We start from the raw sequence: 22010 nt of genomic DNA on the forward strand, positions 1-22010 counted from the left end.
CCTCCTTCGGGGGCGGACGGCGGACGGTGAGGGCGGGCCGTCACGGGACCCGCCCCCGGTGTGCCGTGGTCAGTCCTCGCCGAGCAGCTTCCTCATCCGCTCGATCTCCGCGCTCTGCGAGGCGATGATCTCCCCGGCCATCTTCGTGGCCGGCCCGTAGGAGCCGTCGGCCCGCTCCGTCCGGGCCATCTCGACCGCGCCCTCGTGGTGCTTGATCATCAGCTCCAGGAACGCGGTGTCGAACGCCCTGCCCGAGGCGTCCCCGAGCCCGGACATCTCCTCGTCCGTCATCATCCCGCCCATGCCGTGCGCGGAGTGGTCCATGGCGCCCGCGGCGGGCACCTCCTCACCCCACGAGGTCAGCCAGCCGGACAGCGCCCTGATCTCCGGGGCCTGGGCCTTCTCGATGTCGGCGGCGAGCTTCCGCACCTCGGCCGAACCGGCCCGCCCGGGTGCGAGGTCCGCCATCTCGACGGCCTGACGGTGGTGCGGGATCATCCCCTTCGCGAAGGCCACGTCGGCCGGGTTGTGCTTCCCCCGGGACGCGGACGCCGACGCCGACGGGGTGGCGGAGGCGGCGCTGTGGCCGCCGTGTCCGGCGGTGCCGCTCCCGTCGCCGCCACAGGCGGCCAGGAGGAACAGCGCGGCCCCCGCGGTGGCGACGGCGGCGGTATGGCGGACGAGTGAACGCTTGCGGATCATGGTGGTGCTACTCCTTCGCGCGCGCCGGTCGCGGCGCGCAGTGGAACGGACACAGGCGTGCGAAGGCACGGCGGAGCGCCGTGCGGGCCGCCTATATCCGCAGGAGTTGCAGCTCGGAGAGATCGGGCGGCGCGCGCCCGTCCCGGTCCGTCCGGGTCCCCGCCGCGGCGGGGAAGGAGTCCGCCGGGGCGTCGGGTAGCGCGGCCGGCGGGGTGTACGTCGTCGCCGTACCGGCCGCCGCGCACGTCGCGTCGGCGTGCGCGAGGTGACCCGATCCGCCGTCCGGGTGCGCGCATGCTCCGTCCGCGTGAGGCGTGCCGTGCGGCGCGGCCGCCGTCCTCGCGTGGCCGGCGCCCGCGTGGGCCGCCGGCACCGCTCCCGGGGCCAGGCCGTGCATGCCCAGCACACCGGCCAGCACCGCCATCACCAGCAGCACGAGCGGCCGCCGGGCGGGGCGGCTGCATGATCGGCTGCTGCGGGTCACGCCCTCATCGTACGGAGAGCCCGGCGGCGCGGGGCGTGGCGGGGCCGTGGCGGGCTGTTCGCGGAGCGCGAGTGGCGCCAGTCGGGCACCGCATGGCGTCATGTGGTGCCACGTGGTGTCAATCGGGCACCGTACGGAGGGGTCGGGTAAGCATGATGCCAGCCGGTGTCACGCGGTTTTCCTCGCGTATTCGCAGGTCAGGAGAGCCTGACGCTCATCGGTGCCATGAGGGGTGCCATAAGGGCTTGTGTGTGGTGCCATGGTGGTGCCATGATGACGTCATGGACCTCACCCCGTATGTCGACACCCTCCGCCGCGAACTCGCGGTGGCCGCCGAAGCCGGAGGCGGCGAAGCCCGTGAGCTGGCCGAGAGGCTCACCGCTCCGCTGGAGTCGGCGGCCCGGCTGACCATGCTCAACGTGCTCTCCGCCGCGATGGACGAGATCACCCGTGAACTCGCCCCCGGCTCGGTCGACGTACGGCTGCGCGGGCTCGACCCCGACTTCGTGGTGACGCCGCCGCCCACCGACGGCGGCGCCCCCGCGGAACCGGCCGCACCCGCCGAATCGTTCAGGACCCCGGTCCCGGCCGACACCGACGAGGGCGGCACCGCCCGCGTCAACCTGCGTCTGCCGGCCCACCTCAAGGCGCGCGCCGAGGAGGCCGCGAACAGCGAGGGCCTCTCCGTCAACGCGTGGCTGGTGCGGGCCGTGTCGGCCGCGGTCGACGGCGGCGGTGGCCGGCCGCGCACGACCGAGAAGAGCCGCGCCGTAGGACAGAGCTTCACGGGCTGGGTGCGTTAGCCGCCCCCACTCGCGCCCGACCCACTTCCACCCACACCGCGTCCCACCAGCCAGGACGCTCCACAGACCCAAGAGGACGGGACAGCCATGCCTTCTTTCGACACCCCCGAAGCGATCTCGGTCACCGCGCACGTGTACTCCGGTTCCCTCCAGTTCACCGCGAGCGACCGCCCCGACACCGTCGTCGAGCTGCGCCCCCGCGACCCGAAGAAGGACCTGGACGTGCGGGCGACCGAGCAGACCGAGGTCACCTGCGTGAACGGCGCGCTGACCGTCCGGACGCCCAAGGCCAACCTGCTCGGCCGCGGTGGCACCGTCGACATCACGGTCGAGCTGCCCACCGGCTCGGACATCGACGTGACCGGCACCGGAGCCAACCTGCTCGGCGAGGGCCGGCTCGGCGAGGTCCGCGTCAAGATCTCGGCCGGCGACGTCCGCCTCGACACCACCGGCCCGCTGAAGCTGACCGCGGCGCACGGCTCGATCGCCGTGGACCGGGTCGAGGGCCCGGCCGAGATCACCAGCAGCACCGGCAGCCTGCGCGTCGGCTTCGTCGACGGCCCCGCCGTCCTGAAGAACTCGCACGGCACCACGGCCGTCGGCACCGCGATGGGCGAGCTGAGCGTGCGCGGCGCCAACGGTGACATCGAGATCCGGCGCGCCGAGGACTCGGTCACCGCCACCCTCGCCAACGGCGCCCTGCGGGTGGACGAGGTGGTCCGCGGAGCCGTGCAGCTGGAGACCAACTACGGCGCCATCGACATCGGCGTCCGCCAGGGCACCGCCGCCTGGCTCGACGTCAGCTCGGGCCACGGCCAGGTGCGCAACGCGCTCACCGCCTCCGGGGCCCCCGAGCGGACCGAGGACACCGTCGAGGTCCGCGCCCGCACCCGGTTCGGCAACATCGACATCCGCCGCGCCAAGGTCTGAGCGCCACGCCGCCGGCGCCGTCCGCCTCCCACCCGCCCCAGCCTTTCGAACGGAGGGCCACATGGCCTCGTCTGTCATGCCCACGTCCACCCCGGACGGCGGCCGCCCCTCGCCGGCCGCCGTCTCCGCCCTCGGTCTGCGCAAGTCGTACGGCGACAGGACCGTCCTCGACGGCATCGACCTGCGCATCCCGGCCGGGTCCGTGTTCGCGCTCCTCGGCCCGAACGGCGCCGGCAAGACCACCGTCGTGAAGATCCTCTCCACCCTGATCGCCGCCGACGGCGGACAGGTGCAGGTCGCCGGCCACGACCTGGCCACCGACCCGCAGTCGGTCCGGGCCGCTATCGGGGTCACCGGGCAGTTCTCCGCCGTGGACGGACTGATCACCGGTGAGGAGAACATGCTCCTGATGGCGGACCTGCACCACCTGCCCCGGCGCGAGGGGCGGCGGGTGACGGCCGAACTACTGGAGCGCTTCGACCTGGCGGAGGCCGCGAAGAAGCCCGCGTCCACCTACTCCGGCGGCATGAAGCGCCGCCTCGACATCGCCATGACCCTGGTCGGCGGCCCCCGGATCATCTTCCTCGACGAGCCGACCACCGGCCTCGACCCGCGCTCCCGTCACACCATGTGGCAGATCATCCGCGAACTGGTCACCGGCGGCGTCACCGTCCTCCTCACCACCCAGTACCTGGAGGAGGCAGACGAGCTCGCCGACCGCATCGCCGTGCTCCACGACGGCGGGATCGCCGCCGAGGGCACCGCCGACGAGCTCAAGCGCATCGTCCCCGGCGGCCACGTCCGCCTCCGCTTCACCGCCCCGGCCGCCTACCGCCGCGCCGCCTCGGCGGTGCCCGGGGCCTCCCGGGACGACGACGCCCTCACCCTGCGGATCCCCAGCGACGGCAGCCAGCGCGCGCTGCGCGCCGTCCTCGACCGGCTGGACTCGGCCGGCGTCGAGGCCGACGAGCTGACCGTGCACACCCCCGACCTCGACGACGTCTTCTTCGCCCTCACCGGCGACGACACCGACCGGCCGAAGGAGGCCCTCCGATGACCTCGCTCCCCCTCGCCGTACGCGACTCGGTCACCATGCTGCGCCGCAACCTGCTGCACGCCCGGCGCTACCCGTCGCTCACCCTGAACCTCCTCCTCACCCCCGTCATGCTGCTGCTGCTCTTCGTCTACGTCTTCGGCGACACCATGAGCGCCGGCATCGGCGGCGGCCCCGACCGCGCCGCCTACCTCGCCTACCTCGTCCCCGGCGTGCTGCTGATGACCATCGGCAGCACCACGGTCGGCACCGCGGTCTCCGTCTCCAACGACATGACCGAGGGCATCATCGCCCGCTTCCGCACCATGGCCGTCCACCGCGGCTCCGTGCTCATCGGGCACGTCGTCGGCAGCGTGCTCCAGGCGGTCGTCAGCGTGGTCCTGGTCGGCGCCGTCGGCGTCGCCCTCGGCTTCCGCTCCACCGACGCCACCGCCCTGGAATGGCTCGCCGCCCTCGCCCTGCTGGTCCTCTTCGCCACGGCACTCACCTGGATCGCCGTCGGCATGGGCCTGATCAGCCCGAACGTCGAGGCCGCCAGCAACAACGCCCTGCCCCTGATCCTCCTGCCGCTCCTGTCCAGCGCCTTCGTCCCGCTCGACACGATGCCCGGCTGGTTCCGGCCCGTCGCCGAGTACCAGCCCTTCACCCCGGCCATCGAGACCCTGCGCGGCCTGCTGCTCGGCACCGACATCGGCCACAACGGCTGGCTCGCGGTCGCCTGGTCCCTGGGCCTGGCCGCACTCGGCTACCGCTGGTCCAAGTCCCGCTTCGACCGCGACCCGCAGTAACGGGAGGCCCCCTCCCGGGCGGCGTACCCCGACCCCGCGTCGGCGTACGCCGCCCTTCCGCCGTGCGTGCGAAGCCGCGAGGCGCCTCGACGACCTCCTGGTCGTAGCCCCGTCCCGAGCCGGCCGGCCGACGGCGCGGGTCAGCGGTTGCGCGGGGTCACCAGGCCGGACTCGTAGGCGAGGATCACGAGCTGGGCGCGGTCTCGGGCGTGGAGCTTGGTCATGGCCCGGTTGAGGTGGGTCTTGGCGGTCGCCGGGCTGATGACCATGCGGTCGGCGATCTCGTCGTTGGACAGGCCCCGCGCCGCCAGGGCGACCGCCTCGCGTTCGCGGCCGGTCAGCTCCTCCAGCGCGCCGCCGGCACGGGAGGGCGGCGGCTGGGAGACGTACCGGTCGATGAGCCTGCGGGTGATGGCGGGCGCGAGGAGGGCTTCACCGCGGGCGGCGACGCGCACGGCGTGCAGGAAGTCCTCCGGGAGGACGTCCTTGACGAGGAAGCCGGCGGCGCCGGCCCGCAGCGCGTGGAAGACGTACTCGTCCATGCCGTAGTTGGTCAGCATGACGACGTGCACACCGGCCAGCGACGGGTCCGCGGCCATGCGCCGGGTCGCCTCGATGCCGTCCATGACGGGCATCCGGATGTCGACGAGCGCCACATCGGGCAGGTGCTTCCCGGCGAGCGCCAGGCACTCGCCGCCGTCGGCGGCCTCGGCCACCACCTCGATGTCGTCCTCGAGGTCGAGCAGCGCGCGGAAGCCGCTGCGGATGAGCGGCTGGTCGTCGGCCAGCAGGACACGGATCACGACGCTCCGTTCGTGGGAAGTTCGGCCTGGACGGTGAAGCCGCCCGTGCCGCGCGGCCCGGTGTGCAGCCGGCCGCCCAGGGCCGTGACGCGTTCCCGCATCCCGAGGAGCCCGATGCCGGGTGCCGGCACGGTGTCCGGGGAGGTCCTTCCGTCGTCGTCGACGCGGACGGCGAGGGCGTCCGGCCGGTGGTCGATCACCACCGAGGCGGTGGTGGCGGAGGCGTGCCGGGCGGCGTTGGTGAGCGACTCCTGGACGATCCGGTAGGCGGTGCGGCCCACCGCGGCCGGCACGGCGCGCGGATGCCCCTCGATCGTCAGGGTCGCCTCCAGGCCCGTCGTCCGGAACCGTTTCACGAGGTGCGGAATGTGGTCGAGTCCGTACGGCGGGGTGGTGTCGTCGTCACGCAGCGCCTCGAGGGTCGCGCGCAGTTCCCGGCTCGCCTCCCGGGCGGCTTCCTGGATCGCCAGCAGGGCCTCCGGCACCCGCTCGCCGCGCCGCCGGGCGACGTGGACGGCGACCTCGGACTGCACCTTGACGACCGAGATCTGATGGGTGAGCGAGTCGTGCAGCTCCCGCGCGATGCGCAGCCGCTCCTCGTCGGCCCGCCGCCGCGCGGTCTTCTCGCGGGTGCGCTCGGCCTCCTCTGCCCGCCGCTCGGCCTGCCGCACCGCCTCCCCGGCGGCGAACGCGGCGATCAGCCAGGCGATTTCGAGGGTGCTCCGGGCCTGCGTCACGACGTCGCGCGCGGGCCCCTCCCGGGTCACCAGGGCGACGAGGTGGAGCACGGCCAGCAGCACCGCGGAGGCGGCCAGCGCGACGGTACGGTGGCCGGCGCGTACCGCGCCGTAGACCGCCACCAGGTAGGAGACGGCGAGCAGTTCGAACCCGGCCGCCTGGTGGCCCGCCGCGCACAGCCCGGTGACCGCCAGTACCACGAGCGGTGCCCGGCGGCGCGCGGCCAGCACCAGCCCGCCGGCCGCCAGCAGCGCGGCGCCGAGCAGCTCGCGGCCTCCGTCCGGATGCGGCCCGGACAGCCCGCTGCCCAGCAGCAACGCCGTCACTCCCGCGGCGATCGTCCAGTCGGTGACCCCGGCCAGGAGAGCCGGCCGCCCTGTGTCCATGGGCGCACCGTAGCCGGACGCGGTGGTGCGCGAATCGGGTTCGGGGAGGAGCGGCCGGCTACCGCGTGCGCGGTACCGCCGTGCCGTCTGCCGCGTCCGCGGTATCCGGATCCCACGGGGGCGGCAGCGGAAAGTGCCCGCGCCTGCCGGACGACCGCCCGGGAGGCGGGCGCGCATGCTCGACGCACACCGAACCCCGCAGCAGCGACGGAATCGGCGACGGCGAAGGAGAAGAGCGAGATGAGTGCTTCAGCAGTGCTGGCGGCGGCCGCCGAGGGCGGGATCATCGGCGACGGGCGGACCGGCGCCAACCTGGCCCTCGCAGTGGCGGCGCTCGGCCTGGCCGTCGGCTGGCCGTCCCTCGCCCGGGCGGGCGGCCGAACCGGCGGCGGCAACGCGCGCACCGGCGGGCTCGCCGCCATCGCGATCTCAGCGCTCGGCACCGTCCTCGCCGTGCTGCACGCGGCCACCACCAGCGGCGGTCCCGGCACCGGCAACGGACTGGTCGGCGCACTGGTGGCCATCCCGCTGGGGCTGGGCGCCGTGCTGCTCGGCCGCCGGACGCTGAACCGCTGCCGCGGCACGGACCGCTGACGCCGGCCGGCACGGAGAAGGGCGGGGCCCTCGGCCCCGCCCGCTGCCGGTGGAACGTCGGCTCAGGGCCACACCAGGCAGTAAGGCTGATGACCCGCCTCGTGCAGCCGGTGGCTGAAGTCCTGCCACTCGTGCAGCAGTTGGTACACGTTGAACGCGTCGCGCGGGCCGCCGCGGTCCGGGACCGTGGACCAGATGAACGCCGCCGCGCCGACGGCCTCCTCGCCTATGCCGCGCAGCGGGTCGACGACCGTCATAGGGAGCTTCACGACCGCGTAGTCGGGGTGCAGCACGACCAGTTCCAGCGGCGGGACCTTGTGCAGGGGGACGCCCTCGATGCCCGTGAGGACCATCGCGGCCATGGTCTCCGGCTTGATCTTGGTGAACATGCCGTTCATGCCGAGCTCGTCGCCGCCGAGTTCCTCGGGGCGCATGGAGATCGGGACCCGGGCCGCCGTGGCGCCGTCCGGCGCGCCGAAGTACTTGTACGTCACCCCCACCCGACCACCATTCCCGCTCCCCGCCCCTCTCAGGGGGCCCGTCCGCTCCGGTTCGCCGCGTGTCCGGCGCGTCTCCTCGGGGTCCTCCGCCTCGCGTCGGTGCCTTCCCCGCCGGGCACGTCGAGGACCCAGGTCGTCAGTCCCCTCGCCCAGTCCGCCACCGCGATGCATATCTCCACCCGACTGCTTTTCTAGGACGCGTGGCCCCCGCCGCGCAACCCGATCATCGTGTCAGTGACCTCCCCCACGGCCGCCCGCCGAAACGTGCGGTGAAACATCTGCCCGCGGGAGCTTCGCAGCCTCCGGCCGCCCCGGCCGTGTGAGCTGTGTGTATCAATCGTAAGTTTCGCAGATCACGGCCGATCGGGGGCCGGATGCCGAAGGCCGCCCCTGGCCTACCCTGGACACGTCATACGCACCCGGAGCCGGGAAGCCCCCGGAATGTCGGAGAAGGTCGGAGAAGCCGCAGGTCATGAGCGAACTGCCATATTCATACGAAGCCCGAGCCTCGCAGGCGCTGTTCGACCGTGCCTCGGCCGTCACGCCCGGCGGCGTGAACTCGCCGGTGCGCGCCTTCCGCGCCGTCGGCGGCACGCCCCGGTTCATGGTGTCCGGAACCGGTCCCTATCTGACCGACGCCGACGGGCGCGAGTACGTCGACCTCGTCTGCTCGTGGGGCCCGATGATCCTCGGACACGCGCACCCCGAGGTGATCGCCGCCGTGCAGGAGGCCGTCGCGCGCGGTACGTCCTTCGGCACGCCCGGTGAGGGCGAGGTCGCGCTCGCCGAGGAGATGGTCGCCCGGATCGAGCCGCTGGAGCAGGTGCGGCTGGTCTCCAGCGGGACCGAGGCCACCATGTCGGCGATCCGGCTGGCCCGCGGGTTCACGCGGCGCACCAAGGTCGTCAAGTTCGCCGGCTGCTACCACGGGCACGTCGACTCGCTGCTCGCGTCCGCCGGCTCCGGCGTCGCCACCTTCGCGCTGCCCGACACGCCGGGCGTCACCGGTGCCCAGGCCGGCGACACGATCGTGCTGCCGTACAACGACCTCGACGCGGTGCACGCCGCGTTCGCCGCGCACCCCGGCGAGATCGCCTGTGTGATCACCGAGGCGTCGCCGGGCAACATGGGCGTCGTGCCGCCGCTGCCCGGGTTCAACCAGGGGCTGAAGGACGCCTGCGCCGCGAACGGCGCGCTGTACATCTCCGACGAGGTCATGACCGGCTTCAGGACCAGCCGCGCCGGCTGGTACGGCGTCGACGGCGTCCGCCCCGACCTGATGACCTTCGGGAAGGTGATGGGCGGCGGTTTCCCGGCCGCGGCCTTCGGCGGGCGCGCCGACGTCATGGGTCACCTCGCCCCGGCCGGGCCCGTCTACCAGGCCGGCACCCTCTCCGGCAATCCCGTCGCCACCGCCGCCGGGCTCGCCCAGCTGCGGCTGCTCGACGACGCCGCGTACGAGAAGGTGGACGCCGTCTCGGCGCAGATCCAGTCCCTCGTCACCGAGGCGCTGGGCAAGGAGGGCGTCGCGCACACGCTGCAGAACGCCTCCAACATGTTTTCGGTCTTCTTCACCGACCGGCCGGTGCGCGACTACGAGGACGCCAAGGCGCAGGAGTCGTTCCGCTTCACCGCCTTCTTCCACTCCCTCCTCGCCGACGGCGTCTACCTGCCGCCGTCGTCGTTCGAGTCGTGGTTCGTGTCCACCGCGCACGACGAGCAGGCCGTCCAGCGCATCGCCGACGCCCTCCCGGCGGCGGCCCGAGCGGCAGCGGAGGCGACCGCGTGAGCACCCCGACCCACGACGACGACGTCACCGTCGTCCACCTGATGCGGCACGGCGAGGTCGAGAACCCGGACGGGGTGCTCTACGGCAGGCTCGCCGGCTACCACCTCTCCGAGCTGGGCCGGCGCATGGCCGACCGGGTCGGGGAGCACCTCGCCTCCCGTGACGTCGTCCACGTCTGCGCCTCGCCGCTGGAGCGCGCCCAGGAGACGGCTGAGCCGATCGCCAAGGCGCACGGCCTGGACATCGCCACCGACGCGCGGCTGATCGAGGCCGAGAACGTCTTCCAGGGCAAGACCTTCGGCATCGGCGACGGCGCGCTGCGCCGCCCGGCCAACTGGAAGCACGTCGTCAACCCGTTCAAGCCGTCCTGGGGCGAGCCGTACGTCGAGCAGGTCATCCGCATGCGGGGCGCGCTGGACGCGGCCAAGGACGCGGCGCGCGGACACGAGGCGGTGCTGGTCAGCCACCAGCTGCCGATCTGGATCGTGCGGTCCTACATCGAGAAGCGGCGGCTGTGGCACGACCCGCGCAAGCGGCAGTGCACCCTCGCCTCGCTGACCACGTTCACCTACCGGGGCGACAGGATCGTCTCCGTCGGCTACAGCGAGCCGGCCCGTGACCTCGTCCCGGCGCACCTGCTCGCGGGCGCGAAGCCGGTGAAGGGGAAGAGCAAGGCCTTCGGGGCGTAGGGCCCCGCGAAGAGGCCGCGGAGGTGGCCCCCAGGCGGCCGTCCTTCGAACTCCGTTGCGAAACCTTCGCATTCGACGGGAACCTCCCGCTTCGTCACGTCCTCTGAATGGGTGACCACCAGAGGACGTGACGAACGGGGTTGCCATGCGCAGTCTCACCCGCAGGGGAATGCTCGGGCTCGGGGCGGGAGCCGCGGCCGCAGTCTCGCTGACCGGCTGCGGCGGCCACAAGGGTTCGGACGGGACCGGCGGCGCCGGCGGTTCCCGGCCCGGCGGCGAGAGCCGCTCCCGGACGCCGGAGCCCGAGCCGACCAGGACCGCCCGCCCGATCGGCGACGGCTCCACCTCCTTCACCGGCGCGCAGCCCCACCAGCCCGCGAAACCGGTGCCGCTGGAGCCGGGTCAGACGCCCCCGCAGTTCGTCGTCTTCTCCTGGGACGGGGCCGGTGAGGTCGGCAACGGGCTCTTCCCGCGCTTCCTGGACCTCGCCAAGGAGCACGGCGCGTCCATGACCTTCTTCCTCTCGGGCCTGTATCTGCTGCCCGAGTCGAAGAAGCGGCTCTACGACCCGCCGAACAACCCGCGCGGCGCCTCGGACATCGGCTACCTCACCGACGGCCACGTCAGGGCGACCCTGAAGAACGTCCGCCGCGCCTGGCTCGAGGGCCACGAGATCGGCACCCACTTCAACGGCCACTTCTGCGGCGGCTCCGGCAGCGTCGGCAACTGGACGCCCCGGCAGTGGCGCAGCGAGATCGACCAGGCGAAGTCCTTCGTCAAGGAGTGGCGGACCAACTCCGGCTGGACCGACCTGGAGCCGCTGCCGTTCGACTACGACAAGGAGCTGGTCGGCGGCCGTACGCCCTGTCTGCTCGGCCAGGACAGGCTGCTGCCCACCGCCCGCGCCCTCGGCTGGCGCTACGACGCCTCCTCGCCCGGCGGCCGCCAGGTCTGGCCGTCGAAGAAGCAGGGCATATGGGACCTTCCGCTCCAGCAGATACCGTTCCCCGGCCGCTCGTTCGAGGTCCTGTCGATGGACTACAACATGCTCGCCAACCAGTCGGTCAACTCGACCAACGCGCCCGCCCACAACCACCCGGCCTGGCGGCGGCAGGCGGCGCAGGCGTACATATCCGGCTTCAAGCGGGCATACGAGACGAATCGCGCGCCCTTCTTCGTCGGCAACCACTTCGAGCAGTGGAACGGCGGCATCTACATGGACGCCGTGGAGCAGGCGCTGACGCACATCGCGCGGGAGAAGGAGAAGGGCGGCGACGTGAGGCTCGTCTCCTTCCGGCAGTTCGCCGACTGGCTGGACGTGCAGCGGCCGGAGGTCCTGGAGCAACTCCGCACCCTGGACGTGGGGCAGGAACCGGCCGGTGGCTGGAAGGCCTTCGGCAAGGACTCCGCCAAGGGCTCCGCCACCTCCGGGACGGGCGCCGGCGACGCCGCCTGATATGCGGGTTTCCGCCCGCGCGGGGGGTGCTCAAGATCCCCGGAACGGGCATGCGAAACTTTTCACATGAGTGCCGCCAGCCGCGCCCCCCAGCGCTCGAACCGAGCCCCGCACAGCTCGCACCGCGCCCTGCGCGTCCACCGTCGCGCCGTCCTGGCCGCCGGTGCCGCCGCGGCCGCGCTGCTCGTCTCCGCGTGCGGTTCCGGCGGAACCTCCGGCGGGGGCGGCGACACCAACTTCGTCGTCGGCACCGACGGCATCTCCACCGCGGCCAAGGGCGAGCGCGCCACCGCGCCCGAGCTGTCCGGGGAGACGATCGACGGCAAGCAGCTCGACGTCGCCGACTACAAGGGCAAGGTCGTCGTCCTCAACATCTGGGGCTCCTGGTGCAACCCGTGCCGCGCGGAGGCCAAGTACTTCGCCAAGGTGTCCAAGGCGTACGCCGACAAGGACGTGCAGTTCGTCGGCATCAACACCCGGGACGGCAGCACCACCTCGGCCCTCGCCTTCGAGAAGGACTTCGGCATCCCCTACCCGAGCCTGTACGACCCCACGGGCAAGCTGATGCTCCGCTTCGAGAAGGGCACCCTCAACCCGCAGGCCGTTCCCTCGACCCTGGTCCTGGACCGGGAAGGGAAGATCGCGGCCCGCTCGCTGACGGCACTCGACGAGAAGCGCCTGCTGAAGATGCTCGAGCCGGTCGTCGCGGAGAAGTGACGTGACGGCCCTGCACACGCTCGCCGCCGAGACGGGCTACAACGGCACGGTGCTCAACGGCGCCCTGCTGGTCGCCCTGCCCATCGCGCTGCTCGGCGGGCTCGTCTCCTTCTTCTCGCCCTGCGTGCTCCCGCTGGTCCCCGGCTACCTCTCCTACGTCACCGGAGTCTCCGGCACCGACCTGGCCGAGGCCCGGCGCGGCCGCATGGTCGCCGGCGCCTCCCTGTTCGTCCTCGGCTTCACCGCCGTGTTCGTCTCCGGCGGCGCCTTCTTCGGCTACTTCGGGCAGACCCTGCAGGAGCAGTCGGGCGTCCTGTCCAAGGTGCTCGGCGTCTTCATGATCCTCATGGGCGTCTTCTTCATGGGCCTGATGCCCTGGCTGACCCAGCGCGAGTTCCGCTTCCACAAGCGCCCGACGACCGGGCTGCTCGGCGCGCCCGTCCTCGGCGCCCTGTTCGGCATCGGCTGGACCCCCTGCATCGGCCCCACCCTCGCCTCCGTGCTCACCCTGTCCGCGCAGCAGGAGAGCGCCGGACGCGGCGCCATACTGACCGTCGCGTACTGTCTGGGGCTGGGTGTGCCCTTCGTGCTCGCCGCCGTGGCCTTCCGCAAGGCGCTCGGTGCCTTCGGCTGGGTCAAGCGGCACTACGTCTGGGTGCTGCGCATCGGCGGCACGATGATGATCGTGACCGGCGTGCTCCTGCTGACCGGCGCGTGGAACAGCCTCGTGGCGGAGATGCAGACCTGGTCCAACGGCTTCACTGTGGGGATCTGACCCGATGAGCAAGACGACAACCGACGGCGCCTCGACGGCCGCCGACGACCAGGACCTCGGCGCCGCCGGCTCCCAGCTGTCCACCGCCCCCACCGAGGACGCGCCCCACCTGCCCGCCCTGGGCGTCATCGGCTGGGCCCGCTGGTTCTGGCGGCAGCTCACCTCCATGCGGGTCGCGCTGCTGCTGCTCCTGCTGCTGTCGCTCGCCGCGATCCCCGGCTCGCTCATCCCGCAGACCGGCGTCGACGAGACGAAGGTCGCCGACTTCCGCGAGCGGCACGACGTCCTCGCGCCGGTCTACGACAAGCTCGGCCTGTTCCACGTGTACAGCTCGGTGTGGTTCTCCGCGATCTACATCCTGCTGTTCATCTCGCTCATCGGCTGCATCCTGCCCCGCACCTGGCAGTTCGTGGGCCAGCTGCGCGGCCGCCCGCCGGGCGCGCCCCGCCGGCTGACCCGGCTGCCCGCCCACACCACGTGGCGCACCGGGACACCGCCCGAGGAGGTCCGCGAGGCCGCGCTCGCCCTGCTGAAGAAGCGCCGCTTCCGCGCCCATGTCGTCGGTGACGCCGTCGCCGCCGAGAAGGGCTATCTGCGCGAGGCCGGCAACCTGCTCTTCCACATCGCGCTGATCGTGATGCTGATCGCCTTCGCCTGGGGTCAGCTGTTCAAGTCCGAGGGCAACAAGCTGATCGTCGAGGGCGACGGCTTCTCCAACACGCTCACCCAGTACGACGACTTCAAGTCCGGCAACCTCTTCACCAACGACGACCTGGAGCCGTTCAGCTTCGACGTCAAGGAGTTCACCGGCACCTACGAGCGCACCGGCCCCAACAAGGGCACCCCGCGCACGTACCAGTCGGAGGTCACCTACACCGAAGGGGCCGACGGCGACGAGAAGACGGCCTTCGTCAAGGTGAACAAGCCGCTGGAACTCGGCGACGCCAAGGTCTACCTGGTCAGCCACGGCTACGCGCCCGTCGTGACCGTCCGCGACGGCAAGGGCGAGATCGTCTTCCAGGACGCGGTGCCGCTGCTGCCGCTCGACGCCAACGTCACCTCCTCCGGCGTGGTCAAGGTCCTCGACGGCTACCGCAACCCGGAAGGGAAGAAGGAACAGCTCGGCTTCAACGCCTTCTTCGTGCCGACCTTCGGCGGCTCGGAGAGCGGCACGATGCTCTCCCAGTTCCCCGCGCTGGACTATCCGGTGCTCGCCCTGTCCGCCTACCACGGCGACCTGAAGGCCGACTCCGGCATTCCGCAGAGCGTGTACCAGATGGACAAGACCAAGATGAAGGAGTTCAAGGACTCCGAGGGCGAGCTGTTCAAGAAGCTGCTCACGCCCGGCGAGACCATGACGCTCCCGGACGGCGCCGGCTCGGTCACCTTCGAGAAGGACGTCAAGGAGTGGGCCGGCTTCCAGGTCGTCCAGGAGCCGGGCGGCGGCTGGGCCCTCGGCGGTGCCGTCGTCGCGATCGCCGGTCTCGCCGGCTCCCTGTTCATCCAGCGCCGCCGCGTGTGGGTGCGCGCGGTCGAGGGCCCCGACGGCGTCACCGTCGTCGAGATGGCCGGCCTCGGCCGCAGCGAGTCCGCGAAGGTTCCCGAGGAGCTCGGCGACCTCGCCGGGATCCTGTACGACCGGGCGCCGGGCGCCCCCGACCCCGCCCCGGACCCGTCCGACTCCACCGACCTCGATCCTGACCCCGATCCCGAAGCCGTACCTTCCGAAGGGGCTGAAAAGCCGTGATTCTCGCCGCCGCGACCAACGAGAACCTCGCGGAGATCAGCAACGTGCTGATCTACTCCGCGATGGCGGTCTACACCCTCGCCTTCTTCGCGTACATCGCGGAGTGGACCTTCGGCAGCCGCAGCAAGGTCGCCCGCACCGCCTCCGCCCTCACTCCGGGCACGCAGGCGAAGAAGGCGCCGGCCGTCACCGTGAAGCAGGGCGGCGGCACCGCCGTGCTGGAACGGCCGAAGGTCGTCGTGCGCGCCGCGAGCGGATCGCGGGACGTGCCCGACGGGCCCGGGGCGCACGGCGGTGACGAGAAGGGCGACCTCTACGGCCGCATCGCCATCTCCCTCACCGTGCTCGCGTTCCTGCTCTCCCTCGGCGGCGTGCTCACCCGCGCGCTGTCCGTGGAGCGGGCGCCGTGGGGCAACATGTACGAGTTCAACATCACCTTCTCCACCACCGCGGTCGGCGTCTACCTGATCCTGCTGGCGCTGCGGAAGAACGTCCGCTGGCTCGGCCTGTTCCTCACCACCACGGTCCTGCTCGACCTCGGCGTGGCCGTCACCTGGCTCTACACCGAGAGCGACCAGCTGGTCCCCGCCCTGCACTCGTACTGGCTCTACATCCACGTCTCCACGGCGATCCTGTGCGGCGCGGTCTTCTACGTCGGCGCGGTCGGCACGATCCTCTACCTGTTCAAGGACGCGTACGAGAACAAGCTCGCGAAGGGCGGCAAGCCCGGCAGCTTCGCCACCTCGGTCATGGAGCGGCTGCCCGCCTCCGCCACGCTGGACAAGTTCGCCTACCGGGTCAACGCGGCGGTGTTCCCGCTGTGGACGTTCACGATCATCGCCGGCGCCATCTGGGCGGGCGACGCCTGGGGCCGCTACTGGGGCTGGGACCCCAAGGAGACCTGGTCCTTCATCACCTGGGTCGCCTACGCCGGCTACCTGCACGCCCGCGCCACCGCCGGCTGGAAGGGCCGCAAGGCCGCCTACCTGGCCCTGCTCGCCTTCGGGTGCTGGCTGTTCAACTACTACGGCGTCAACATCTTCGTCTCCGGCAAGCACTCCTACGCCGACGTCGGCCTGGGCGCGCTGGCGGCCGTGGGCTTCTGACCCCGCCCGCCACGAAGGCCGGTTCCCGCGACTCGCGTCACGGGGGCCGGCTTTTTGCCGTCGTGCGGACGTGATGTTTCCGGGGAGGGTTCGCCGAACGGGTGGTGCCGGGCGCGCGCGGTGGGAACCGTGGGGAGGGTGCCGGGAGTCCGGTGCAGGGAAGGCCCGCCGAGGCGGCGGACCGGCCGGAAAGCGGGCAGGGGGCGGAACGGTGGCGTCGTTGCCGTTGACGGCGGGGGACCCGGTACGGGTCGGCGGGTACCGGCTGCTGGCCAGGCTGGGCCAGGGCGGCATGGGCCGGGTCTACCTGGGCCGCTCGCCCGGCGGGCGGGCGGTGGCGGTCAAGGTGGTGCGGGAGTCCCTGCTGCGGGACGAGGGGTTCCGTCGCCGCTTCGTCCGCGAGGTGGCGGCGGCCCGGCGGGTGACGGGCTTCTTCACCGCCGCGGTGGTCGACGCCGACCCGGAGGGCGACCCGGCCTGGCTGGCCACGGAGTACGTCCCCGGACCGTCCCTCCAGGACGCGGTGGCCCGGCACGGGGTGTGGCCGGAGCAGGCGGTACGCGGCCTCGGCGCCGCACTGGCCGAGGCGCTCGGAGCGGTGCACGCGGCGGGCCTGGTGCACCGCGACCTGAAACCGTCGAACGTCCTGCTGGCGCCCGACGGCCCCCGGGTGATCGACTTCGGCATCTCGGCGGCGGCCGGCGACACCGCGCTCACCGAGGCCGGGACGGTGATCGGCACGCCCGGCTTCATCCCTCCCGAACAGCTGCGCCACGAGAGCTCCGGACCGGCCGGCGACGTGTTCGCCCTGGGGGCCGTGCTGGCGTACGCGGCCGCGGGCACCGGCCCGTTCGGCGGCGGCGCGTCCCACGCGGTCAACTACCGGGTGGTGCACGAGGACCCCGATCTGCGGGGCCTGCCGCCCGCACTCGCCGAGGTGGTGGCCCGGTGCCTGGCGAAGGACCCGGACGGGCGGCCGTCGGTGGCCTCGCTGCTGGACGAACTGGGAGGCGCGGAACCCGCGGGGTGGCTGCCCGGCCCGGTGGCCGACTCTGCGGCGCGGCTGCGGGCCGAGGTGCCCACCGCGCCGCTGACCCGGGCGGGAGACGGCACGTCGGAGCCCCCGACCGCCGCCGTGCCGGCCCGCGGGCGTCGCCGCCTGCGGACGGCCCTCGCCGTGGCGACCGCACTGGCCGTCACGGTGACCGGCACCGTGCTGTGGAACATCTCCTCGGGAGGGGACGAGTCCCCGCCGTCCACGCCGCCGCGGCTCGAGGAGCTCTGGTCCCGCCCGCTGGCCGAGGGCCAGCGGATGACCGTGCGCTCGGACGAGATGATCTACCTCCAGAACGAGGAGCGCCACGAGATCACCGCCCTCGACATCACCGACGGCAGGAAGCGCTGGGGGCGCGAGGTCCCGGTGGCCGACATCCGTCAGGACAGCGCGTATCTGCGGGACACCGTGGGCGACGACATCCGGATCACCGGCCTCGCGGGCGGCCTGCTGTACTACGGCAGCGGCGACCACCTGTTCGCGCTGGACGCGGGCAGCGGCGCGTACCGCTGGCGGTACATGGACGACTCCTTCCACGCCTCTCCCGTCGTCGTGGGCGACGCCGCCTACGCGCACATGACGTCGTTCTTCTACGTCCTCGACACGAAGACGGGGAAGAAGCTGTGGGACTACGGGTACGACGTCAACGCGGACGGCGACATCACCGTCACCGGGGACACGCTGTTCGTGCACAGCGGGAGAACGCTGATCGCCGTCGACACCCGTACGCGCAAGCAGAAGTGGACCCACCAGGCCGCGAGCGAAGCGGAGACGGACCCCGTGGTGGCGGGCGGCAAGGTGTACTTCGGCACCCAGGACGGCGCCCTGTACGCCGTCGACGAGAAGTCGGGCGACGAGGTGTGGCGCCGCACCTTCGAGGGCGAACTGTGGGACGGCAGGCTCGGCGGGGGAGCCGGTGAGCCCGAAGTGGTGGACGGCACCGTGTACTTCGAGAACGACGGCTATGTCTCCGCCTTCGACGCGGACACCGGCCGGACCCTGTGGCAGCGCAAGCAGAAGGCCGACGAGGTGACTGCCCTGACCGTCGTGGACGGCACCGTCCTCACCTACGACTCGGACGGGAACCTGACCGCGCTGGACGCCCGCAGCGGAAAGTCCCTGTGGCGGGAAGCGCTGATCGTGGGCGACGGCGAGGACCTCTGGCTCACCGGAAACACCGTGTACGTCGAGCGCGACAGCCGAGTGACGGCCTATCGGGCCGCGACCTGATCGGCACCGCACGGGGCGGGCAGCGACAAGGGAGGAGGGGCGGAGTGCAGGCGTTCACGCCGCTGGAGGCGGGGGACCCCGAGCGGGTCGGCCCGTACCGGATCGTCGGGAGGCTCGGCGCGGGCGGGATGGGCCGGGTGTACCTGGCCAGGTCGCCGGGCGGACGGGCGACCGCGGTGAAGGTGGTCCACGAGGAACTGGCCGAGGACCCGGCCTTCCGCGCCCGGTTCGGGCGGGAGGTGGCTGCGGCACGGCGGGTGACGGGCCCGTTCACCGCTCCCGTGGTCGACGCCGATCCGGACGCGGACCTGCCGTGGCTGGCCACCGCCCATGTGCCGGGCGTCCCGCTGGGCACGGCGGTCGCCACGCACGGCGTCTGGCCCGAGCGGTCGCTGCGCGCCCTGGGGTCCGGGCTGGCGGAGGCGCTGGAGGCGATCCACCGGGTCGATGTGGTGCACCGCGACCTGAAGCCGTCGAACGTGCTGCTGGCGCCCGACGGCCCCCGGGTGATCGACTTCGGGATCTCGGTGGCCGCCGACGACACCAAGCTGACCACCACGGGCGCGGTGGTCGGCAGCCCCGGCTACCTCCCGCCCGAGCAGCTGGTCGGCCGGTCGGTGGGGCCCGCCGGCGACGTGTTCGCGCTGGGCGCGCTGCTGGCGTACGCGGCCACCGGGACCGGCGCGTTCGGGGGCGGGCCCGCGCACGGCGTCAACTACCGCGTGGTGCACGAGGATCCCGATCTGACGGGCCTTCACGGCGAGCTCGCAGAGGTGGTCGCCCGGTGCCTGGCCAAGGACCCGCTGCGGCGGCCCGGGACCCTGGAACTCGTCGAGGAACTGGGCCGGTGGGAGGAGGCCGACGGCACCCACGGCACGTTCACCCGCGCCACCTGGCTGCCCGCGCCGGTCGCCGCCGACCTCACCGCGCTGCGCGCGGCCCCGCTGCCGGAGGAGGCCCCCGCCGCGGCGCCCGCGGACCCGGACCTGCCCACCGTCACGGTGGGCGTGGCGCCGACCGCCGTGGCCACCGCGCGGCTCGGCGCGCCGCCGCAGCGGGCCTCACTCGCCGCCCGGCTGCGCCGGCCGGCGCTACGGCGGCGCACGGCGGTCCTCGCCGCGGCGGGCACCCTCGTGACCCTGGCCGTGGCGGCCGCACTGCTCCTGCCCGGCGCCTTCTCCGGCTCCTCGGGCGGCAGCGGCGGCGCCGGGGGCACCGGCAGTCCCACGGCCACCGCGAAACAGCTGGCGGTACAGGAACTGTGGTCCCGCGAACAGGGGTTCAACGGCAGGCCGGTGGTCGCTGGCGGCAAGGTGGTCGTCGAGGGCGGGGACGGCGCCCTGCACGCGCTGGACGCCGACAGCGGCGATACCGAGTGGACGTACGACGAACTGGGCGGCGGGGCGGACCTCGTCGGCGTGAGCGACGGGCTGGTGGTGGCCTACGACAGCAGCGGCACGGTGCACGCCGTCGACCTGGACAGCGGCAAGCGGGCGTGGAGCGTGGGCGCCGGGCCGCACACGGCGCCCGGAACGGAGTTCAACCTCTACCTGCGGGTCGTCGTGGCCGGGGGAACCGTCTACGTGAACGCCATGTACGACCTGCCCGAGGACGACGAACGCTACGGCACCTACGCCGTGTCGGCGCTGGACGCCGCCACCGGACGGCTGAACTGGACCCGGCCGGTCGAGTACGGCCTGTCCCACGCGCTCGCGGTGGAGGACGGGGTGCTCTACGGCGGGATGTGGGAGAAGGGCGGCACCTACTTCTACGCCCTGGACGCCGACAGCGGGGACCAGTTGTGGCGGTACCGCACGGGTGAGGAGATCGGGGGCGAAGTGACGGCGATCGAGGTGTCGGGAGACACGGTCTACGCCGGTGACAGCCGCGGTGTCCTCCACGCCGTCGACGCCCGGGAAGGCACCCGGCGCTGGAGCCACCAGCCGGACGTGCCCAGCGTGGAGTGGTTCCCCTCGCTCGTGGTCACCGACGGTGTGGTCCTCGGCAGTACCGGATTCAACGACACCGGGTATGTGCACGCGGTCGCCGCCGACTCCGGCAAACCCCTCTGGACGGAACAACTCCTGGGCGAACCCGTGCCGCATGCGACGGGGGACGGCTCGGTGCTCTACAGCTCCGACACCGGCACGCTGTACGCCCGTGACCTGCGCACCGGGCGGCCCCCGGCACAGACCCGGCTCTCCACCGGCGACCCCGCCGCCGCCGTCGACGGCGACCGGGTGTACTTCGACGGCGGCGACGGACGCCTGCACGCGGGAAGGATCTCCCTCACCAGCACCTGAACCGGCCGTCTACCGCCCGATGTCCTCGTTCCACAGCTCGGGACGACGCGCGACGAAGTCCCTCATCATGGCGCCACACTCGGGGTCGTCCAGCAGCACGATCTCCACGCCGTGTGCGGCCAGCCAGTCGTGCCCGCCGTGGAAGGTGGCCGCCTCGCCGATCACCACCCGGGAGATGCCGAACTGCCGGACGAGGCCCGAGCAGTACCAGCACGGGGAGAGCGTCGTCACCATCGTCGTGCCGCCGTACGACCGCTGCCGGCCCGCCGCGCGGAACGCCGCGGTCTCCGCGTGCGCCGACGGATCGCCGTCCTGGACACGGCGGTTGTGGCCGCGGCCGAGCAGGGTGCCGTCGGCGCCGTACAGCGCGGCGCCGATGGGGATGCCGCCCTCGTCCCGTCCGGCGCGGGCCTCCGCGAGGGCGGTGGCGAGCCAGGCGCGGGCGGTGGCCGGGTCGATCGGTTCCATGGGGCCAGTGTCCCCTGCCGGCGGCCCGCGTCGGGTGCGCCGCACCGGCTCGGTAATCTGTCCCGATCACCGCCGCACGGGCGGCAGTTGTGCCCTGGTGGGAGGAACGGCATGGGTGCTCCGGTACTGGAGGAGCTGCGCGAGGTCTGCCAGCCGCAGGCCAAGATGGCAAGCCGCAACGGCGAACACTGGGCCGGCCGGCTCTACATGCGGAGGATCTCCCTGCGCACCACCCGCCACCTGGTGCGCACCCCCGTCACCCCCGACCAGCTCACCTGGACCATGGTGGTGTGCGGGGTGGCGTCCGGCGCCGCGCTGATGATCCCCGGACTGACCGGCGCGGTACTCGCCGTGATCCTCATGCAGCTGTTCCTGCTCTTCGACTGCGTGGACGGCGAAGTCGCCCGCTGGAAGGGCCAGAACAGCGCCGCCGGCATCTACGTCGACCGCCTCGGCGCGTATCTCGCCGACGCGGCGCTGATGGCGGGCGCCGGCTACCGCGCCGCCGAGTCGGGCGTCGGCGGCTGGCTCTCGGCCGGCGTCGCCACCGCCCTCGGTGTCGTCCTGCTCAAGGCCTCCACCGACCTGGTGGACGTCGCCCGCGCCCGTCGCGGCCTGGCCGTCGCCGACGACGAGTCGACCCGCCCCCGCTCCCAGGGCGTGGCCGCGGTCCGCCGCCTCGCCGCCGCGTTCAAGATCCACCGGGTCACCAACGGCATCGAGGCCTCCCTGGTCCTCCTCGCCGCCGCGATCGCCGACACGGTCACCGGGGGCATCGAACCGACCCGCTGGGCGCTGGGCGCACTCGCCGTCATCACCTGGGTGATGGTCCCGGCCCACCTGCTGTCCATCCTCTCGTCCTCCCGCCTGCGCTGACCGCCCCCGGGACCCGCG

21 protein-coding genes are annotated in these 22010 nt (G+C 72.8%); 15 read left to right on the top strand and 6 right to left on the bottom strand.

What is annotated here, in order from left to right; genetic code table 11:
• Positions 1–69: 69 nt before the first annotated feature.
• Together CNQ36_RS20100 and CNQ36_RS20105 are read right to left on the bottom strand one after the other, a co-directional pair.
• On the bottom strand, positions 70–702 hold the full coding sequence (locus tag CNQ36_RS20100) for a DUF305 domain-containing protein (protein WP_121547022.1): 633 nt from the start codon (positions 700–702) through the stop codon (positions 70–72).
• Positions 703–793: 91 nt separating this feature from the next.
• Entirely contained in the window at positions 794–1186 is a 393-nt protein-coding gene (locus tag CNQ36_RS20105; RefSeq protein ID WP_163013310.1) for a DUF6153 family protein, read from the bottom strand.
• 281 nt (positions 1187–1467) lie between these two features.
• Between CNQ36_RS20105 and CNQ36_RS20110 the strand changes: the two genes are divergently transcribed.
• The 4 genes from CNQ36_RS20110 (at position 1468) to CNQ36_RS20125 (ending at position 4761) form a co-directional block, all read left to right on the top strand.
• Positions 1468–1989, top strand: a complete 522-nt coding sequence (locus CNQ36_RS20110) for a toxin-antitoxin system HicB family antitoxin (protein WP_040906434.1) — start codon at positions 1468–1470, stop codon at positions 1987–1989.
• 87 nt (positions 1990–2076) lie between these two features.
• Positions 2077–2919: a DUF4097 family beta strand repeat-containing protein gene (locus CNQ36_RS20115; RefSeq protein ID WP_121547025.1), complete on the top strand. Its 843-nt coding sequence runs from the start codon at positions 2077–2079 to the stop codon at positions 2917–2919.
• Positions 2920–2980: 61 nt separating this feature from the next.
• Entirely contained in the window at positions 2981–3976 is a 996-nt protein-coding gene (locus tag CNQ36_RS20120; RefSeq protein ID WP_410177124.1) for an ATP-binding cassette domain-containing protein, read from the top strand.
• Complete coding sequence (locus CNQ36_RS20125) at positions 3973–4761, top strand: ABC transporter permease (RefSeq protein ID WP_004927792.1); 789 nt, start codon at positions 3973–3975, stop codon at positions 4759–4761. The genes CNQ36_RS20120 and CNQ36_RS20125 overlap by 4 nt, the downstream gene beginning before the upstream one ends.
• Before the next feature lie 140 nt (positions 4762–4901).
• Here CNQ36_RS20125 and CNQ36_RS20130 read toward each other — a convergent pair whose 3' ends face one another.
• On the bottom strand, positions 4902–5564 hold the full coding sequence (locus CNQ36_RS20130; protein WP_121547027.1) for a response regulator: 663 nt from the start codon (positions 5562–5564) through the stop codon (positions 4902–4904).
• On the bottom strand, positions 5561–6688 hold the full coding sequence (locus CNQ36_RS20135; protein WP_121547028.1) for a sensor histidine kinase: 1128 nt from the start codon (positions 6686–6688) through the stop codon (positions 5561–5563). Before CNQ36_RS20135 ends, CNQ36_RS20130 begins: the two co-directional genes overlap by 4 nt.
• A 240-nt stretch (positions 6689–6928) precedes the next feature.
• Between CNQ36_RS20135 and CNQ36_RS20140 the strand changes: the two genes are divergently transcribed.
• Entirely contained in the window at positions 6929–7282 is a 354-nt protein-coding gene (locus CNQ36_RS20140; protein ID WP_121547029.1) for a DUF6223 family protein, read from the top strand.
• 62 nt (positions 7283–7344) lie between these two features.
• Here CNQ36_RS20140 and CNQ36_RS20145 read toward each other — a convergent pair whose 3' ends face one another.
• Entirely contained in the window at positions 7345–7953 is a 609-nt protein-coding gene (locus CNQ36_RS20145; RefSeq protein ID WP_176117944.1) for a hypothetical protein, read from the bottom strand.
• A 301-nt stretch (positions 7954–8254) separates the two neighbouring features.
• On the opposite strand from CNQ36_RS20145, the gene hemL reads away from it, so the two are divergent.
• From hemL to CNQ36_RS20190, 9 genes are all read left to right on the top strand, one after another.
• Complete coding sequence (gene hemL / locus CNQ36_RS20150; protein WP_121547030.1) at positions 8255–9571, top strand: glutamate-1-semialdehyde 2,1-aminomutase; 1317 nt, start codon at positions 8255–8257, stop codon at positions 9569–9571.
• Positions 9572–9612: 41 nt separating this feature from the next.
• Positions 9613–10260: a histidine phosphatase family protein gene (locus tag CNQ36_RS20155; protein ID WP_050782617.1), complete on the top strand. Its 648-nt coding sequence runs from the start codon at positions 9613–9615 to the stop codon at positions 10258–10260.
• Positions 10261–10429: 169 nt separating this feature from the next.
• Complete coding sequence (locus tag CNQ36_RS20160) at positions 10430–11716, top strand: polysaccharide deacetylase family protein (RefSeq protein WP_121547031.1); 1287 nt, start codon at positions 10430–10432, stop codon at positions 11714–11716.
• Positions 11717–11782: 66 nt separating this feature from the next.
• Positions 11783–12433, top strand: coding sequence for a TlpA family protein disulfide reductase (locus tag CNQ36_RS20165; RefSeq protein WP_121547032.1), 651 nt, complete (start codon positions 11783–11785; stop codon positions 12431–12433).
• Position 12434: 1 nt separating this feature from the next.
• On the top strand, positions 12435–13208 hold the full coding sequence (locus CNQ36_RS20170) for a cytochrome c biogenesis CcdA family protein (protein WP_004927750.1): 774 nt from the start codon (positions 12435–12437) through the stop codon (positions 13206–13208).
• Between the two features lie 4 nt (positions 13209–13212).
• Positions 13213–14955: a cytochrome c biogenesis protein ResB gene (resB, locus tag CNQ36_RS20175; protein ID WP_121547033.1), complete on the top strand. Its 1743-nt coding sequence runs from the start codon at positions 13213–13215 to the stop codon at positions 14953–14955.
• On the top strand, positions 14952–16061 hold the full coding sequence (ccsB, locus tag CNQ36_RS20180; RefSeq protein WP_004927742.1) for a c-type cytochrome biogenesis protein CcsB: 1110 nt from the start codon (positions 14952–14954) through the stop codon (positions 16059–16061). The genes resB and ccsB overlap by 4 nt, the downstream gene beginning before the upstream one ends.
• Positions 16062–16272: 211 nt before the next feature.
• A complete protein-coding gene (locus tag CNQ36_RS20185; protein WP_228313022.1) occupies positions 16273–18345 on the top strand; it encodes an outer membrane protein assembly factor BamB family protein in 2073 nt (690 codons plus the stop codon).
• Between the two features lie 44 nt (positions 18346–18389).
• Positions 18390–20648 carry a serine/threonine-protein kinase gene (locus CNQ36_RS20190; protein ID WP_121547035.1) on the top strand — a complete coding sequence of 753 codons (2259 nt, stop codon included), beginning with the start codon at positions 18390–18392 and terminating at the stop codon, positions 20646–20648.
• Positions 20649–20657: 9 nt separating this feature from the next.
• Here the strand turns inward: CNQ36_RS20190 and CNQ36_RS20195 are convergent, their stop codons facing one another.
• Positions 20658–21116: a nucleoside deaminase gene (locus tag CNQ36_RS20195; RefSeq protein ID WP_121547036.1), complete on the bottom strand. Its 459-nt coding sequence runs from the start codon at positions 21114–21116 to the stop codon at positions 20658–20660.
• A gap of 111 nt (positions 21117–21227) precedes the next feature.
• Between CNQ36_RS20195 and CNQ36_RS20200 the strand changes: the two genes are divergently transcribed.
• Positions 21228–21992, top strand: coding sequence for a CDP-alcohol phosphatidyltransferase family protein (locus CNQ36_RS20200; RefSeq protein ID WP_121547037.1), 765 nt, complete (start codon positions 21228–21230; stop codon positions 21990–21992).
• Positions 21993–22010 lie beyond the last annotated feature (18 nt).

This window comes from Streptomyces fungicidicus (assembly GCF_003665435.1).
GTDB classification, from domain to species: domain Bacteria; phylum Actinomycetota; class Actinomycetes; order Streptomycetales; family Streptomycetaceae; genus Streptomyces; species Streptomyces fungicidicus.

Bases quoted from the DNA above. Each gene is read 5' to 3' on its own strand.
- CNQ36_RS20125 (WP_004927792.1), top strand. From the start codon at position 3,973: ATGACCTCGCTCCCCCTCGCCGTACGCGACTCGGTCACCATGCTGCGC.
- CNQ36_RS20120 (WP_410177124.1), top strand. From the start codon at position 2,981: ATGGCCTCGTCTGTCATGCCCACGTCCACCCCGGACGGCGGCCGCCCC.
- CNQ36_RS20195 (WP_121547036.1), bottom strand. From the start codon at position 21,116: ATGGAACCGATCGACCCGGCCACCGCCCGCGCCTGGCTCGCCACCGCC.
- CNQ36_RS20155 (WP_050782617.1), top strand. From the start codon at position 9,613: ATGCGGCACGGCGAGGTCGAGAACCCGGACGGGGTGCTCTACGGCAGG.
- CNQ36_RS20145 (WP_176117944.1), bottom strand. From the start codon at position 7,953: ATGCATCGCGGTGGCGGACTGGGCGAGGGGACTGACGACCTGGGTCCT.
- CNQ36_RS20165 (WP_121547032.1), top strand. From the start codon at position 11,783: ATGAGTGCCGCCAGCCGCGCCCCCCAGCGCTCGAACCGAGCCCCGCAC.
- resB (WP_121547033.1), top strand. From the start codon at position 13,213: ATGAGCAAGACGACAACCGACGGCGCCTCGACGGCCGCCGACGACCAG.
- hemL (WP_121547030.1), top strand. From the start codon at position 8,255: ATGAGCGAACTGCCATATTCATACGAAGCCCGAGCCTCGCAGGCGCTG.
- CNQ36_RS20140 (WP_121547029.1), top strand. From the start codon at position 6,929: ATGAGTGCTTCAGCAGTGCTGGCGGCGGCCGCCGAGGGCGGGATCATC.
- CNQ36_RS20100 (WP_121547022.1), bottom strand. From the start codon at position 702: ATGATCCGCAAGCGTTCACTCGTCCGCCATACCGCCGCCGTCGCCACC.
- CNQ36_RS20110 (WP_040906434.1), top strand. From the start codon at position 1,468: ATGGACCTCACCCCGTATGTCGACACCCTCCGCCGCGAACTCGCGGTG.
- CNQ36_RS20115 (WP_121547025.1), top strand. From the start codon at position 2,077: ATGCCTTCTTTCGACACCCCCGAAGCGATCTCGGTCACCGCGCACGTG.
- CNQ36_RS20135 (WP_121547028.1), bottom strand. From the start codon at position 6,688: ATGGACACAGGGCGGCCGGCTCTCCTGGCCGGGGTCACCGACTGGACG.
- CNQ36_RS20200 (WP_121547037.1), top strand. From the start codon at position 21,228: ATGGGTGCTCCGGTACTGGAGGAGCTGCGCGAGGTCTGCCAGCCGCAG.
- CNQ36_RS20160 (WP_121547031.1), top strand. From the start codon at position 10,430: ATGCTCGGGCTCGGGGCGGGAGCCGCGGCCGCAGTCTCGCTGACCGGC.